The organism is Pseudomonas sp. GL_139_B, assembly GCF_057834475.1.
Genome location: NZ_CM174403.1, coordinates 2,170,088 through 2,184,206 on the forward strand (window position 1 = coordinate 2,170,088; position 14,119 = coordinate 2,184,206).

Here is a 14,119-nt window from a genome sequence, read left to right on the forward strand (position 1 = left end):
ACACCTCATAAGCCTTTGTCACGAAAGAGAATGCATGCTCAAATTGGCCGCATGTACCGGCACTTTTTGGCTATGCTGTACCCAATGCCTCACGCATGTTATCGGGCGAACAAACCCGTACAATGCCTGCGTGCAAAGGGGGGTGTAACAAAATAAGCAGTGCGCTCCGTGTTTATAAAACACCGGGTGCAGTGTTAAAAGTAGTCCCGGTTGCGCCTGTTAACTTTTTTACCTGCCTGGATTGGGCAGTTTTTTATAGTCATTCAACAGATGGACGCGCCCCAGGCGCAGGAAAAGTAACGTTTTGAAGAAATCCACCGCAGCACCCAAAACAGTCGTGCCGCTCTGGCGCCAGCATTTGCACTACCGGCTCAAGGAAGGTGCATTGATCGCCATCGGCGCCTTGTGCCTGTTCCTGATGATGGCATTGCTGACCTACGGCAAGGACGATCCGGGCTGGAGCCATAACAGCAAGATTGATGACGTGCAGAATTTCGGCGGCCCGGCCGGTTCTTACAGCGCCGACATTCTGTTCATGGTGCTCGGTTACTTCGCCTACATCTTCCCGTTGTTGCTCGCGGTCAAGGTCTATCAGATCTTCCGTCAGCGCCACGAACCGTGGCAGTGGAGCGGCTGGCTATTCTCCTGGCGCCTGATTGGCCTGGTGTTCCTGGTGCTGTCGGGTGCTGCGCTGGCGCACATCCATTTCCACGCCGCCACGGGTCTGCCGGCAGGTGCCGGCGGAGCGCTGGGTGAAAGCCTCGGCGATCTGGCCAGGAACGCGCTGAACGTTCAGGGCAGCACATTGCTGTTCATCGCTCTGTTCCTGTTCGGCCTGACGGTGTTTACCGACCTGTCGTGGTTCAAGGTGATGGACCTCACCGGCAAGATTACCCTCGACCTGTTCGAACTGTTCCAGGGCGCGGCCAATCGCTGGTGGGCGGCCCGTAACGAACGCAAGCAACTGGTGGCGCAACTGCGTGAAGTCGACGATCGCGTGAATGAGGTGGTCGCGCCAACCGTTACCGACAAGCGCGAGCAGGCCAAGGTCAAGGAACGCCTGATCGAACGTGAGCAAGCCCTGAGCAAGCACATGTCGGAACGCGAAAAGCAGGTTCCGCCGGTCATTGCACCAGCGCCGCCGAAACCGGCTGCACCGAGCCAGCGAGTGGAAAAAGAGAAACAGACGCCGTTGTTCATCGACAGCGCCGTGGAAGGCACCTTGCCACCGATCTCCATTCTCGATCCCGCGGAAAAGAAACAACTCAATTACTCGCCCGAATCCCTGGCTGCGGTTGGCCATTTGCTGGAAATCAAGCTCAAGGAATTTGGCGTCGAAGTCTCGGTGGATTCGATTCACCCCGGCCCGGTGATTACCCGTTACGAAATTCAGCCGGCCGCAGGCGTGAAGGTCAGCCGCATCTCCAACCTGGCGAAAGACCTGGCGCGCTCCCTGGCCGTGACCAGCGTGCGTGTGGTTGAAGTGATTCCCGGCAAGACCACCGTCGGTATCGAGATCCCGAACGAAGACCGGCAAATCGTGCGCTTCTCCGAAGTGCTGTCGACCCCCGAGTACGACAACTTCAAGTCGCCGGTCACCCTGGCCCTCGGTCACGACATCGGCGGCAAGCCGGTCATCACTGACCTGGCGAAAATGCCGCACTTATTGGTGGCCGGTACGACCGGTTCCGGTAAGTCGGTGGGTGTGAACGCGATGATCCTGTCGATCCTGTTCAAGTCCGGCCCGGAAGACGCCAAGCTGATCATGATCGACCCGAAGATGCTTGAACTGTCGATCTACGAAGGCATCCCGCACCTGTTGTGCCCGGTCGTCACCGACATGAAGGACGCAGCCAACGCCCTGCGCTGGAGCGTGGCGGAGATGGAGCGTCGCTACAAATTGATGGCGAAGATGGGCGTGCGTAACCTGTCCGGCTTCAACGCCAAGGTCAAGGAAGCCCAGGACGCCGGCACGCCGCTGACCGATCCGCTGTACAAACGCGAAAGCATTCATGACGAAGCACCGCTGCTGACCAAGCTGCCAACCATCGTCGTGGTCGTCGATGAGTTCGCCGACATGATGATGATCGTCGGCAAGAAGGTCGAAGAACTGATCGCCCGTATCGCCCAGAAGGCCCGTGCCGCTGGTATTCATTTGATCCTCGCCACCCAGCGTCCGTCGGTGGATGTGATCACCGGCCTGATCAAGGCCAACATCCCGACGCGTATGGCGTTCCAGGTGTCGAGCAAAATCGACTCCCGGACCATCATCGACCAGGGCGGCGCCGAACAACTGCTGGGTCACGGTGACATGCTCTACATGCCGCCGGGCACCAGTCTGCCAATTCGTGTTCACGGCGCGTTCGTCTCCGATGACGAGGTTCACCGCGTGGTAGAAGCCTGGAAACTGCGCGGCGCGCCGGAATACAACGACGACATCCTCGCCGGTGTCGAAGAAGCCGGCAGCGGCTTCGAGAATGGCGGTGGTGGTGGCGATGATGATGCCGAAACCGATGCGCTTTATGACGAAGCGGTGCAGTTCGTCCTGGAAAGCCGTCGCGCGTCCATCTCTGCGGTTCAGCGCAAACTGAAAATCGGCTACAACCGCGCCGCGCGCATGATCGAAGCCATGGAAATGGCCGGGGTCGTGACGTCCATGAACACCAACGGTTCGCGTGAAGTCCTGGCCCCGGGCCCGGTGCGCGACTGATTAGATTTGAATCGCCTCCTTAAATTGAAAAGCGAGTGGCGCACACGCGCCGCCCGATCCCCTACGAATGTTATGAGGACTCCCATGCGTCTTATCCGCATGCTGTTGCTGCCGGTATTGGCTTTGACCACGCTCTCGGCTCACGCCGATGACAAGGATGTGGCGCGCCTGACCCAATTGCTGGAAAAATCCCAGACATTGACTGCGCGTTTCTCCCAGCTGACGCTGGATGGCAGCGGTACCCAGTTGCAGGAAACCGCTGGCGAGATGTCGTTGCAGCGTCCGGGCCTGTTCTATTGGCACACCAATGCACCGGCTGAACAAACAATGGTCTCCGACGGCCAAAAGGTCACCCTGTGGGACCCGGACCTGGAGCAGGCCACGATCAAGAAACTCGATCAACGCCTGACCCAGACGCCTGCACTGTTGTTGTCCGGTGATGTGTCCAAGATCAGCCAGAGCTTCGACATTACCTCCAAGGAAGCCGGCGGCGTGATCGACTTCACCCTGAAGCCGAAAACCAAAGACACCCTGTTCGACAGCCTGCGTTTGTCGTTCCGTAACGGTCTGGTCAACGACATGCAAATGATCGACAGCGTTGGTCAGCGCACCAATATTCTGTTCACCGGCGTGAAGGCCAACGAGCCGATTCCGCCGTCCAAGTTCAAGTTCGACATCCCTAAAGGGGCGGACGTGATCCAAGAGTAAGGCACCGGACCTGTGGGAGCGGCGGTGTTCAAGTGATTGGCTGATAGTCAGTGAGGTTTCGCAAGTAGTGATGGACCTGTTTCGCAGCGCCCCGATAGCTCAGCCCTTGGCCGCCCGCTTGCGTGCGGCCAATCTGGACGAGTACGTCGGTCAGGAACACCTGTTGGCTCGCGGCAAACCTTTGCGCGAAGCCCTGGAGCAGGGTGCCTTGCATTCGATGATTTTCTGGGGCCCACCGGGTGTGGGCAAAACCACCCTGGCGCGGCTGCTGGCGGAAGTCTCGGATGCGCACTTCGAAACGGTCTCGGCGGTGCTGGCCGGTGTGAAGGAAATCCGGCAGGCGGTAGAAATTGCCAAACAGCAAGCCGGGCAGTACGGCAAGCGCACCATTTTGTTTGTCGATGAAGTACACCGCTTCAACAAGTCCCAGCAGGATGCGTTCCTGCCGTACGTTGAAGACGGCACGCTGATTTTCATCGGCGCGACCACCGAAAACCCCTCGTTCGAACTCAATAACGCCTTGCTCTCGCGGGCCCGCGTCTATGTGCTCAAAAGCCTCGACGAAGCGGCTCTGCGCAAGTTGGTGCATCGCGCACTGACTGAAGAGCGTGGCTTGGGCAAGCGGCAACTGACGCTAAGTGATGAAGGCTTCCAGATGCTACTGTCCGCCGCCGATGGCGATGGCCGGCGACTGCTGAATCTGCTGGAAAACGCGTCGGACCTGGCCGAAGACAACAGCGAAATCGGCGTCGATCTGCTGCAAAGCCTGCTCGGTGATACCCGTCGGCGTTTCGACAAGGGCGGCGAGGCGTTCTACGACCAGATTTCCGCGCTGCATAAATCCGTACGCGGCTCCAACCCCGACGGCGCGCTGTATTGGTTCGCGCGGATGATCGACGGTGGTTGCGATCCGCTGTACCTGGCTCGCCGCGTGGTGCGCATGGCCAGCGAAGACATCGGTAACGCCGACCCGCGCGCCCTGAGCCTGTGCCTGGCCGCGTGGGAAGTGCAGGAGCGCCTGGGCAGCCCCGAAGGTGAATTGGCGGTGGCCCAGGCCATCACGTATCTGGCCTGCGCGCCGAAAAGCAATGCGGTGTACATGGGCTTCAAGGCCGCCATGCGCAGTGCCACCGAGCACGGTTCGCTGGAAGTGCCGCTGCACCTGCGCAACGCCCCGACCAAACTGATGAAACAACTCGGTTACGGCGACGAATACCGTTACGCCCACGATGAGCCGGATGCCTATGCCGCTGGCGAAGATTATTTCCCGGAAGAACTCGAACCGCAGCCGTTCTATCAGCCGGTGCCGCGTGGCCTGGAGCTTAAGATCGGCGAGAAGCTCAATCACCTCGCCCAACTTGACCGTTTGAGCCCCCGGCAGCGGAGAAAATAGTGATTCCATTGGTCATCGCGGTGTCCATCGGCGGTGTCGCCGGCACGCTGTTGCGGTTCGCGACCGGAAACTGGATCAATGCTAATTGGCCGAGGCACTTCTATACGGCTACGCTGGCCGTTAATATCGTGGGCTGTTTGCTGATCGGCGTTCTATACGGTCTGTTTTTGATACGCCCGGAGGTGCCGTTTGAGGTGCGTGCCGGGTTGATCGTCGGCTTCCTCGGAGGGCTGACGACTTTTTCATCCTTTTCACTGGATACGGTGCGCTTGCTGGAAAGCGGGCAAGTGCCGCTGGCTTTGGGCTATGCGACGCTCAGCGTATTCGGCGGGCTGCTTGCCACCTGGGCCGGCCTGTCCTTGACCAAACTTTGATAAACGAGAAACCGACATGCTCGATTCCAAACTGTTACGTAGCAACCTTCAGGACGTAGCGGACCGCCTGGCATCCCGTGGCTACACGCTGGATGTCGCGCGCATCGAAGCGCTGGAAGAACAGCGCAAGACCGTCCAGACCCGCACTGAAGCACTGCAGGCTGAACGTAATGCCCGTTCCAAATCCATCGGTCAGGCCAAGCAGCGCGGCGAAGACATCGCGCCACTGATGGCTGACGTCGAGCGCATGGCCACCGAGTTGAGCGCCGGTAAAGTCGAGCTGGACGCCATCCAGACCGATCTGGACTCGATCCTGCTGGGCATTCCGAACCTGCCGCACGAATCGGTGCCGATTGGCGATGACGAAGACGGCAACGTCGAAGTGCGCCGCTGGGGCACCCCGACCGCGTTCGATTTCCCGGTTCAGGACCACGTCGCCCTGGGTGAGAAATTCGGCTGGCTGGACTTCGAAACCGCCGCCAAGCTCTCCGGCGCGCGTTTCGCCCTGTTGCGCGGCCCGATTGCCCGTCTGCACCGCGCCCTGGCGCAGTTCATGATCAACCTGCACGTCACCGAGCACGGCTACGAAGAGGCTTACACGCCTTATCTGGTCCAGGCCCCGGCGCTGCAAGGCACCGGTCAACTGCCGAAGTTCGAAGAAGACCTGTTCAAGATCGCTCGTGAAGGCGAAGCTGATCTGTACCTGATCCCGACTGCCGAAGTGTCGCTGACCAACATCGTCGCCGGCGAAATCGTCGATTCGAAGCTGCTGCCGATCAAGTTCGTTGCGCACACGCCCTGCTTCCGCAGTGAAGCCGGCGCGTCGGGTCGTGACACCCGCGGCATGATCCGTCAGCACCAGTTCGACAAAGTCGAAATGGTCCAGATCGTTGAGCCATCGACGTCGATGGAAGCGCTGGAAGGCCTGACCGCCAACGCCGAGAAAGTCCTGCAACTGCTGGAGCTGCCTTACCGCACCCTGGCGCTATGCACCGGCGACATGGGCTTCAGTGCGGTCAAGACTTACGACCTGGAAGTGTGGATCCCGAGCCAGGACAAGTACCGCGAAATTTCGTCGTGCTCCAACTGCGGCGATTTCCAGGCCCGTCGTATGCAAGCGCGTTTCCGTAACCCGGAAACCGGCAAGCCTGAGCTGGTTCACACCTTGAACGGTTCCGGCCTGGCGGTCGGTCGTACCCTGGTGGCCGTGGTGGAAAACTATCAGCAGGCCGACGGTTCGATCCGTGTGCCTGAAGTCCTGAAGCCGTACATGGGTGGCCTTGAGGTCATCGGCTAAATGAACTATCTGCCGCTGTTTCACAACCTGCGCGGCAGTCGTGTGTTGGTTGTCGGTGGGGGGGAAATTGCCTTGCGCAAATCCCGCCTGCTGGCCGACGCCGGTGCGCTGCTGCGGGTGGTTACACCTGAAATCGAACCGCAACTGCGCGAATTGGTGGTCGGCAGCGGTGGCGAGTGCCTGTTGCGCGGTTATGCCGAGACGGATCTGGACGGTTGCGGGCTGATCATTGCCGCCACCGACGACGAGCCATTGAACGCGCAAGTCTCTGCCGACGCCCATCGGCGTTGTGTGCCGGTCAACGTTGTGGACGCGCCGGCCCTGTGCAGCGTGATCTTTCCGGCCATTGTCGATCGATCACCCTTGATTATTGCAGTGTCCAGCGGCGGCGATGCGCCGGTGCTGGCACGATTGATCCGCGCCAAGATTGAAACCTGGATACCGTCCACCTACGGCCAATTGGCCGGTCTGGCTGCGCGTTTTCGCGGCCAGGTCAAACGTCTGTTCCCGGACGTGCAGCAACGCCGGGCGTTCTGGGAAGATGTGTTCCAGGGCCCGATTGCCGACCGGCAACTGGCCGGGCAGGGCGCCGAAGCAGAGCGTCTGCTGCAAGTAAAAATCGAAGGTAAGGCGCCGGAAGCCACGGGCGAGGTTTACTTGGTGGGGGCCGGGCCGGGTGATCCCGACCTGCTGACGTTCCGCGCCTTGCGCCTGATGCAGCAAGCCGATGTGGTGCTGTATGACCGCCTGGTGGCTCCGGCCATTCTGGAGTTGTGCCGTCGCGATGCCGAGCGGGTCTATGTCGGCAAACGCCGCGCCGATCACGCGGTGCCGCAGGATCAGATCAACCAGCAATTGGTGGACCTGGCCAAACAGGGCAAGCGGGTGGTGCGGCTGAAGGGCGGTGATCCGTTCATCTTCGGTCGCGGCGGTGAAGAGATCGAAGAACTGGCAGCCCAGGGCATCCCGTTCCAGGTGGTGCCGGGTATCACGGCGGCCAGCGGTTGCGCGGCGTATGCCGGGATTCCGCTGACCCACCGCGATTACGCGCAGTCGGTGCGGTTTGTCACCGGACATTTGAAGGACGGTTCCACCGATCTGCCGTGGGCCGACCTGGTCGCGCCGGCGCAGACGTTGGTGTTCTATATGGGTCTGGTGGGCTTGCCGATCATCTGCGAGCAGTTGATCAAGCACGGTCGTGGGGCAGACACCCCGGCGGCGTTGATCCAGCAGGGCACCACGGTCAATCAGCGGGTGTTTACCGGCACGTTGGCGGATTTGCCACGGTTGGTGGCGGAGCATGAAGTGCATGCGCCGACGTTGGTGATTGTCGGGGAAGTGGTGCAACTGCGCGAGAAATTGGCGTGGTTTGAAGGGGCTCAGGCGCAGGTCTGAATACCGAGTTGTCGCCATCGCGAGCAGGCTCGCTCCCACAGGGGATTTGTGAACGACACAGATCCAATGTGGGAGCGAGCCTGCTCGCGATGGGGCCTTCAAATCCAGCACAAACCTCAGGCCTTGCGCCAAACTCCTTTCCCGTTCAGCCGTGCTCGATCATGCGCCGCGGTGAAATCCTGCGCCGGTCCTTTCGGCACCACTCCCGTCGGGTTGATGGTCTTGTGGCTGCCATAGTAGTGGTTCTTGATGTGCTCGAAATCCACCGTCTCGGCAATCCCCGGCCACTGATAAATCTCGCGCAACCAGTTCGACAGATTCGGATAATCGGCAATCCGCCGCAGGTTGCACTTGAAGTGCCCGTAGTACACCGCGTCAAAACGAATCAACGTGGTGAACAGCCGAATGTCCGCTTCGGTCAGGTATTCACCGGTCAGGTAACGATTGGCGCTTAACAGTTGCTCCAGTCGATCCAGCTCTTCAAACAGTCCATCGAACGCTTCTTCATAGGCGTGTTGCGAGGTCGCAAACCCGGCGCGATAAACGCCGTTGTTTACTGCCGGGTAAATCCGCTCATTTAACGCGTCGATCTCACTGCGCAGTGGCGCTGGGTAGAAGTCCAGGTCATTGCCGGTCAGGTCGTCGAATGCGCTGTTGAACATGCGGATGATTTCTGCCGATTCATTGTTGACGATGCGATTCTGTTGTTTGTCCCACAGCACCGGTACGGTGACGCGGCCGGTGTAGTCGGCGGTATCGGCGGTGTAGCGCTGGTGCATGAAGTCGAGGTGATCGAGTTTGTCGCCGGTGGAGCCGAGGCTCTGATCGAAGGTCCAGCCGTTTTCCAGCATCAGCCAACTGACCACCGACACGTCGATCAGGCTTTCGAGACCTTTGAGTTTGCGCAGGATCAGTGTGCGGTGCGCCCACGGACAGGCAAGGGACACGTAGAGGTGATAGCGGCCGGCTTCAGCGGCAAAGCCACCGACACCGGTCAGGCCCGGTTTGCCGTCGGCGGTCACCCAGTTGCGGCGCTGTGCCTGCTCACGCTGAAACGCGCCGTCTTTGCTGCTTTCGTACCACTGGTCCTGCCAGTGGCCTTCGACTAATAAACCCATGATCAAGACTCCTCAAACCCTAAATCGTTGGAGAGGAGTCTATGCTCATGAGTTCGAACAAATAGCGCAAAGGTTGGGCAGTTATGATCGGTTAAATCGATCTGTCGCGAGCGTCCCAGTATTTCTGGGCGGTTTCGAACGCCTGATCACGGGATTGACCGAGCCCACGCAGGGCCAAGGCCATGGTCGAAATCAGGGCCATTTGCGGGTAGCTGTCGACCACGTCACCACGCCAGACCGCCTTCATGTGCTCAGGGTCGAGGGCGGCGGGTTTGACGTGACGCTGGGCCGACCGTTGCGGCCATTCCTCATCCCAACTTTCTCCGCCGGTGGTGCCATACAAGTGGCTGTCGGCGTCCGGGTTGATCTCGATCTCGCCGCCGTCGCCTTTGACCACAATCGCCGTATCGCCCAGTAAGCCGCTGGCATCGCGGTGCACGGCCTGATAGCCGGGGTGGAAAATACTTTGCAGTCCGCAACGGGCCCCCAACGGATTGAGGATGCGCGTGAGGGAATGAATTGGAGAGCGCAGGCCCAAGGTGTTACGCAGGTCGATCATGCGCTGCAGTTGCGGCGCCCAATCCACCAACGGCATGAACGCCAGACCGCCGTTATCGAGTGCCGCACCCACCTGTTGCCAATTCCGGCACAGCGGAATGCCAAGTCCTTCCAGCAGTTGTTCGCTGTACAGCCGTCCGGCCGTGTGGGCGCCGGCGCCATGCATGAAAATGCGTACGCCGTTCTGCGCCAGGCACTTGGCCGCCAGCAGGTACCACGGCAGATGACGCTTCTTGCCGGCATACGTCGGCCAGTCCAGATCGACATTTAACGTGGGAGCTTGCAAACGTTCACGCAGGGCCTCAGTAAAACCGGCCATTTCCTCGGCGCTTTCTTCCTTGTGGCGCAGCAACATCAGAAACGCGCCGAGCTGGGTGTCTTCGACCTTGTCGTCGAGCACCATGCCCATGGCGTCGCGTGCTTCTTCGCGGGTCAGGTCGCGGGCTCCACGTTTGCCTTTACCGAGGATTCGCACGAACTGGGCGAACGGGTGCTCGGCGGGTGTTTCGAGGGTCAGTGCTGGAAAGTCGGTCATAAGCAATTCGTCGGTTTGGGCAGGCCCGCCAGTTTCGCGGCGAGTTTGGCAGGGGTGCCTTTGAACAGTCGGTTCAGGTGCAGGCTGTTACCTTTTTCCGGGCCGAGCTTCAACGCGGTGTATTTGATCAACGGGCGGGTGGCCGGCGACAGCTGGTATTCGTCGTAGAAACGGCGCAGCAGTTCGAGGATTTCCCAATGCTCAGGGCTCAACTCGATGTCTTCGGCGGCGGCCAGGGCGCTGGCCACATCGGCGGACCAGTCGCTCAGTTCAACCAGGAAACCGTCCTTGTCCAACTCGATGGCGCGAGCGCCGACAGTCAGGGAATTCATAGCCAACTGTTGACCTTGTCGTAGTGAATCGACAGCTCGACGAAGGCCGGGTAATCGATCGACTTGGCCCAATCTGGCACTTCAATGGACCGGGCTTGAACGTCTTCGGTCAGTACGAACAGCTTCAGGCCGCGAGTATTCAGCGCGTTGAAAGGCGCGGTACCCGGCTGCAGGGCATAGACCGCGTCGCCGGTCAGTAGCAGCGCATCGTTGGCGCCGATCACGCGCAGGCAACTGGTCAGGCGATCGCCGCCGAACGGGGAATGAGACAACACATGCAAAGTCGACATCAGAGGGTGATCACCTGGTCGTAACGGTCAATAAGGGCGGTGATGTCGTGGGCGGTCAGCGCTCGGGCTTCTTCCAGCGAGAAACCGGAAGGGTCCAGCCCACGTTCTGCGGCACTGTCAGCGCAGACGAACAGTTCCTCGACACCGAACATCGGCAAGGCTTGCAGGTTGGCGCTCAGGTCTTTTTGTTGCAGCGCTTTGGCTTCCTGTTTCGCGGCGAGCTGAAACACGCCGTCATCGAGAAACAACAGGCCGATGGGCAGATCGAAGGCGCCGCCGGCGAGCACGATGTCCAGTGCTTCGCGCGCATTCGGGCCGGACCATGGCGCCTGACGGCTGATAATCAGCAAGGATTTAGGCATCTCACGCGCCTCCGAAACAGATCAGGCGGTCAGCGTCCTGCACCGCGTCGTGCAACTGACCCAGCCCCGACAATTCCCACGGCGCGCCCACGGCAACAGCGTCACGCTGATAGCGTCCGGCTTCTTCCTCGTTCAACACACCACGGCGCAAGGCGGCGGCGATACACACGACGCCGTCCAGTTGATGCTCGCTGACAAACGCGCGCCATTGCTTGGGCAGGTCCAGTTCATCTTGCGGCGTGACCACACTGGCGGAGGCATTGTAGATGCCGTCCTGATAAAAAAACAGCCGGACAATCTCATGACCACCGGCCAGCGCAGCCTGGGCAAACAACAGGGCGCGGCGCGAGGAGGGCGCATGGGCGGCGGAAAACACTGCGATGGCGAACTTCATGACGGACTCGATCAGCGAAACTGCGGCCATGATAAAGCTTTATCGGCGGGGGGGCTAAATCGATGTTGTCTGTCAGGCCGCCTTCGCTGGCTTGCCAGCGAAGGGGCCCGCATGGTCAATACAAAATTCAGCGAGGCATATACCCCAACTGCCACCGCCGCGGAATCTTCAACGACACCACCCCCAGCACCCCCGCCAGCAACCCGCTGGCAAACAACGCCTGAAGCCCCAAATGATGCTCCAGCACTGCTCCAAGGACAGCCCCGGCAAACATGCCTGTCCACGGGATTAGTTGCACCCGCCAGCCATTGCGCCGCTCGCCGAGCAGCCAGCGCCCCAGCCCGCGTCCGAAGCGCGACAGGGCGCCGGTGACATAGGTCAGGCCGACCGGCAGACCGTTCACTTCCTCGACAGCGGCGTTGAGCATGCCCATGGCGATGATCGCGGCCAGCAGTGCGGGCAGTTGTTCGTCAAACGGCCAGATCGCGGCGGCGCACAGCAGTGCGGCGATGCTCAGCATCAACGGCAGCGCCCGCCGCCCGCCGAGGCGGCTGACCATAATGCCGAAGGCATTGCCGACGATGAAGGTGGCCACGAGCAGTAGCAGTCGCCCGGTCAGCCCCAGGTCGCCGACGCTGATGGCGACGGCGAGGCGGGTGGTGTTGCCGCTCATGAACGAGACAAAATCGCCGCTGGCCATGAAGCCGATGGCGTCGGTCATGCCGGCGAGCACCGAGAGCATGGCCACCAGCGTCATGCCGATGCGCCCACGCCACTTTTGCGTGTGCAGGTGGCCAGGGCTGGCGTGGGTAGACGAAGCGGAAGGCAGCATCGGCGAGGACATCCTTGAGCAGTGGTTAGGGTTCTATCCCGTACAACTCGCAATAATCCAGCCAGTCCATTGCGGCCATCTCTGCGACTTCGATATGTACTTCCCGGCGCTGGGCCTCGTATTCCTGAGGTGTGGCGGCCGTCAGGAACAGCGTCAGTTCCCAGGCGAACAGCCCCTGGCGTTCGGCTTCAGCTTCGAACGCCTCGTGCAGTCGCTCGTCGCGGTACTGCGCGGGGGTTTCACCCTTGGCCTGAGCCAGCAGCGGGTTGAGGTTGTCGAGTTCGTGGCGCAGTTCGGGGCGCTCATCGAGAAACTTCTTCAGCGCCTGTTCGTGTTGCTGATCGGTTGCCGCCATGGTCGCTCCTTGGTCACGGGTTAAGAAGATTGTTTCTTGCTGGCCTTGGCCGCTGCGGCCAGGCATTCGAGGGCGAACTGCTCGGTGTAGGTCATTTTGATCGGCGTGGTTTCGCCTTTGACGGTGCGTTCGCCGTCGAGGATGTAACGGATGCGTTTGTCGGTGACGCCAATGCGCTTGGCAATCCAGGACGGTGTCTGGCCGATCTGGCTGATCAGCTTGTCGGCGTATTCAGGGGTCGGTTTGTAGAATTCGGCGTTGGGTGTCATTGGGGTTTCCAGAAAAAAGGCGCGATACGGTGTTTATGGCGCGACAGGGTGCGCGAATCGTTACGCGGTGTCGCGGTATAAATGAAGTAAAGCAGAACGAAACGCTGCGCCACGGTGATAAAGTCCGCTTTTTCTTGATGAGCGAACGTAATGCGAATTCTGATGGTGGCGCTGGCCGTAACGTTGCTGGCGGGATGCGCGGGCTCGGTGATGGACGATGCTCGCACCAAGACCCCGTACAAAACCCTGAAGTCGGACAAACCGCATTTGGTCGTGGCCCAATGCGTGCAGTTTTCCTGGCAGGACGAGGCGGTGTTCGGTGTGGACGCTGCCGCCTATTTGCAGCCCGGTAAAAATGGCGGTTCGACGGTCTACACGCGGTCGGCGGAATCCTTTGTGGACGTGACCACCGACGCTTCCGGCACCGTGTTGAATTATTACGCGCAGCATGACGACTTCGTCGCCAAGCGCCGCTTGGCGGCGTTGGCGACTTGCCTCTAATCCAAGGCTGACGCATACCCCTGTAGGCGCGGGCTTGCCCGCGAAAGCGGTATGTCAGTCAACGTTTATGTTGAAGCTGATGGCCCCTTCGCGGGCAAGTCCGCTCCTACAGGGTTTTGTGTGTTGATCAGTTGATCAGGCGTTTCTGGAAAAAAAAGCGCTTGTGCCCCGGCGGGTAGTCGGCAATCTGTCCCAATTCGCTGTAGCCGAGCCGTTTGTAGAACTCGGGCGCCTGAAAGTCGAAGGTGTCCAGCCAGATCCCCACGCATTCCTTTTCCCGCGCCAGATCCTCGGCCATCTGCATCAGTTTCGAGCCCAGACCCTGTCCCCGGGCCTGTTCGGGCACGGACAGCAATTCGATGAGCAACCACTGGTAAAAAAACCGGCCATACAACCCGCCGAGAATTTCGCCGTTGTCGTCGCGCACCAGCAAGGCCAGTGGTTGCGCATTCGACGGTCCGGCCTGTGCCGCGTTATAGGCGCGCAGCGGCGTGAGGATGGCCTCGCGCTCTTCATCGGTGGGGTTTTGCGAGCGTTCGATTCGCAGGGTCATGAGCTACATCCTTATGGCAATGAGTCTGGAGCCTATCGCGCTCGCGGCGATTGTTCTATCCCCCCGACGCGAGTGGAACCGTCGCAGTCGCGCGGATGTCTAGCCTAAACAGCGTCATTTCGGAACGCGGCCAACGAGGACAC

At 60.3% G+C, this 14,119-nt stretch carries 17 protein-coding genes; 7 read left to right on the forward strand and 10 right to left on the reverse strand.

The genetic code is table 11. The annotated features are described in order from the left end of the window. Positions 1–304 precede the first annotated feature (304 nt). The 6 genes from AC3ISI_RS10005 to cysG all read left to right on the forward strand — a co-directional run bounded on the left by AC3ISI_RS10005 (position 305) and on the right by cysG (position 7,877). Complete coding sequence (locus tag AC3ISI_RS10005; protein WP_489336727.1) at positions 305–2,710, forward strand: DNA translocase FtsK; 2,406 nt, start codon at positions 305–307, stop codon at positions 2,708–2,710. An 84-nt stretch (positions 2,711–2,794) separates the two neighbouring features. Continuing rightward, complete coding sequence (gene lolA, locus AC3ISI_RS10010; protein WP_489336728.1) at positions 2,795–3,418, forward strand: outer membrane lipoprotein periplasmic chaperone LolA; 624 nt, start codon at positions 2,795–2,797, stop codon at positions 3,416–3,418. Positions 3,419–3,488: 70 nt separating this feature from the next. Beyond that, complete coding sequence (locus AC3ISI_RS10015) at positions 3,489–4,811, forward strand: replication-associated recombination protein A (protein WP_027925133.1); 1,323 nt, start codon at positions 3,489–3,491, stop codon at positions 4,809–4,811. Further along, positions 4,811–5,185: a fluoride efflux transporter CrcB gene (crcB, locus tag AC3ISI_RS10020; protein ID WP_223518297.1), complete on the forward strand. Its 375-nt coding sequence runs from the start codon at positions 4,811–4,813 to the stop codon at positions 5,183–5,185. The genes AC3ISI_RS10015 and crcB overlap by 1 nt, the downstream gene beginning before the upstream one ends. A 16-nt stretch (positions 5,186–5,201) precedes the next feature. Beyond that, positions 5,202–6,482, forward strand: a complete 1,281-nt coding sequence (gene serS, locus AC3ISI_RS10025) for a serine--tRNA ligase (protein ID WP_489336730.1) — start codon at positions 5,202–5,204, stop codon at positions 6,480–6,482. Beyond that, positions 6,483–7,877 carry a siroheme synthase CysG gene (gene cysG / locus AC3ISI_RS10030; protein WP_489336731.1) on the forward strand — a complete coding sequence of 465 codons (1,395 nt, stop codon included), beginning with the start codon at positions 6,483–6,485 and terminating at the stop codon, positions 7,875–7,877. It begins immediately after the preceding gene. A 116-nt stretch (positions 7,878–7,993) separates the two neighbouring features. Here the strand turns inward: cysG and AC3ISI_RS10035 are convergent, their stop codons facing one another. The 9 genes from AC3ISI_RS10035 to AC3ISI_RS10075 all read right to left on the reverse strand — a co-directional run bounded on the left by AC3ISI_RS10035 (position 7,994) and on the right by AC3ISI_RS10075 (position 12,922). Further along, positions 7,994–8,995: a glutathione S-transferase family protein gene (locus AC3ISI_RS10035; RefSeq protein ID WP_489336732.1), complete on the reverse strand. Its 1,002-nt coding sequence runs from the start codon at positions 8,993–8,995 to the stop codon at positions 7,994–7,996. Positions 8,996–9,086: 91 nt separating this feature from the next. Then, positions 9,087–10,088: a glycosyl transferase family protein gene (locus AC3ISI_RS10040; RefSeq protein ID WP_489336733.1), complete on the reverse strand. Its 1,002-nt coding sequence runs from the start codon at positions 10,086–10,088 to the stop codon at positions 9,087–9,089. After that, positions 10,085–10,420, reverse strand: a complete 336-nt coding sequence (locus tag AC3ISI_RS10045; RefSeq protein ID WP_489336735.1) for a TusE/DsrC/DsvC family sulfur relay protein — start codon at positions 10,418–10,420, stop codon at positions 10,085–10,087. The genes AC3ISI_RS10040 and AC3ISI_RS10045 overlap by 4 nt, the downstream gene beginning before the upstream one ends. Continuing rightward, complete coding sequence (gene tusB, locus AC3ISI_RS10050; RefSeq protein WP_489336736.1) at positions 10,417–10,710, reverse strand: sulfurtransferase complex subunit TusB; 294 nt, start codon at positions 10,708–10,710, stop codon at positions 10,417–10,419. Before tusB ends, AC3ISI_RS10045 begins: the two co-directional genes overlap by 4 nt. Further along, entirely contained in the window at positions 10,710–11,072 is a 363-nt protein-coding gene (gene tusC / locus AC3ISI_RS10055) for a sulfurtransferase complex subunit TusC (protein ID WP_489336737.1), read from the reverse strand. Before tusC ends, tusB begins: the two co-directional genes overlap by 1 nt. A 1-nt stretch (position 11,073) precedes the next feature. After that, positions 11,074–11,466, reverse strand: a complete 393-nt coding sequence (tusD, locus tag AC3ISI_RS10060) for a sulfurtransferase complex subunit TusD (RefSeq protein ID WP_489337690.1) — start codon at positions 11,464–11,466, stop codon at positions 11,074–11,076. Between the two features lie 127 nt (positions 11,467–11,593). Next, positions 11,594–12,298, reverse strand: a complete 705-nt coding sequence (locus AC3ISI_RS10065) for a YoaK family protein (protein WP_489336738.1) — start codon at positions 12,296–12,298, stop codon at positions 11,594–11,596. 25 nt (positions 12,299–12,323) lie between these two features. Then, complete coding sequence (locus tag AC3ISI_RS10070) at positions 12,324–12,653, reverse strand: DUF6388 family protein (RefSeq protein ID WP_489336740.1); 330 nt, start codon at positions 12,651–12,653, stop codon at positions 12,324–12,326. Positions 12,654–12,673: 20 nt separating this feature from the next. Then, complete coding sequence (locus tag AC3ISI_RS10075) at positions 12,674–12,922, reverse strand: hypothetical protein (protein ID WP_027925145.1); 249 nt, start codon at positions 12,920–12,922, stop codon at positions 12,674–12,676. A gap of 150 nt (positions 12,923–13,072) precedes the next feature. Here AC3ISI_RS10075 and AC3ISI_RS10080 point away from each other — a divergent pair, with 150 nt between their 5' ends. Further along, a complete protein-coding gene (locus AC3ISI_RS10080; RefSeq protein ID WP_489336741.1) occupies positions 13,073–13,423 on the forward strand; it encodes a hypothetical protein in 351 nt (116 codons plus the stop codon). A gap of 127 nt (positions 13,424–13,550) precedes the next feature. Here the strand turns inward: AC3ISI_RS10080 and AC3ISI_RS10085 are convergent, their stop codons facing one another. Beyond that, complete coding sequence (locus tag AC3ISI_RS10085; protein WP_489336742.1) at positions 13,551–13,976, reverse strand: GNAT family N-acetyltransferase; 426 nt, start codon at positions 13,974–13,976, stop codon at positions 13,551–13,553. Positions 13,977–14,119 lie beyond the last annotated feature (143 nt).

What these genes read in the sequence shown, in the direction of transcription:
- AC3ISI_RS10040 (WP_489336733.1), bottom strand. Translation starts at nt 10,088, where the DNA reads ATGACCGACTTTCCAGCACTGACCCTCGAAACACCCGCCGAGCACCCG.
- tusC (WP_489336737.1), bottom strand. Translation starts at nt 11,072, where the DNA reads ATGCCTAAATCCTTGCTGATTATCAGCCGTCAGGCGCCATGGTCCGGC.
- AC3ISI_RS10065 (WP_489336738.1), bottom strand. Translation starts at nt 12,298, where the DNA reads ATGCTGCCTTCCGCTTCGTCTACCCACGCCAGCCCTGGCCACCTGCAC.
- tusB (WP_489336736.1), bottom strand. Translation starts at nt 10,710, where the DNA reads ATGTCGACTTTGCATGTGTTGTCTCATTCCCCGTTCGGCGGCGATCGC.
- AC3ISI_RS10015 (WP_027925133.1), top strand. Translation starts at nt 3,489, where the DNA reads ATGGACCTGTTTCGCAGCGCCCCGATAGCTCAGCCCTTGGCCGCCCGC.
- serS (WP_489336730.1), top strand. Translation starts at nt 5,202, where the DNA reads ATGCTCGATTCCAAACTGTTACGTAGCAACCTTCAGGACGTAGCGGAC.
- AC3ISI_RS10045 (WP_489336735.1), bottom strand. Translation starts at nt 10,420, where the DNA reads ATGAATTCCCTGACTGTCGGCGCTCGCGCCATCGAGTTGGACAAGGAC.
- AC3ISI_RS10035 (WP_489336732.1), bottom strand. Translation starts at nt 8,995, where the DNA reads ATGGGTTTATTAGTCGAAGGCCACTGGCAGGACCAGTGGTACGAAAGC.
- AC3ISI_RS10075 (WP_027925145.1), bottom strand. Translation starts at nt 12,922, where the DNA reads ATGACACCCAACGCCGAATTCTACAAACCGACCCCTGAATACGCCGAC.
- tusD (WP_489337690.1), bottom strand. Translation starts at nt 11,466, where the DNA reads ATGAAGTTCGCCATCGCAGTGTTTTCCGCCGCCCATGCGCCCTCCTCG.
- lolA (WP_489336728.1), top strand. Translation starts at nt 2,795, where the DNA reads ATGCGTCTTATCCGCATGCTGTTGCTGCCGGTATTGGCTTTGACCACG.
- AC3ISI_RS10070 (WP_489336740.1), bottom strand. Translation starts at nt 12,653, where the DNA reads ATGGCGGCAACCGATCAGCAACACGAACAGGCGCTGAAGAAGTTTCTC.
- AC3ISI_RS10085 (WP_489336742.1), bottom strand. Translation starts at nt 13,976, where the DNA reads ATGACCCTGCGAATCGAACGCTCGCAAAACCCCACCGATGAAGAGCGC.
- cysG (WP_489336731.1), top strand. Translation starts at nt 6,483, where the DNA reads ATGAACTATCTGCCGCTGTTTCACAACCTGCGCGGCAGTCGTGTGTTG.
- AC3ISI_RS10080 (WP_489336741.1), top strand. Translation starts at nt 13,073, where the DNA reads ATGCGAATTCTGATGGTGGCGCTGGCCGTAACGTTGCTGGCGGGATGC.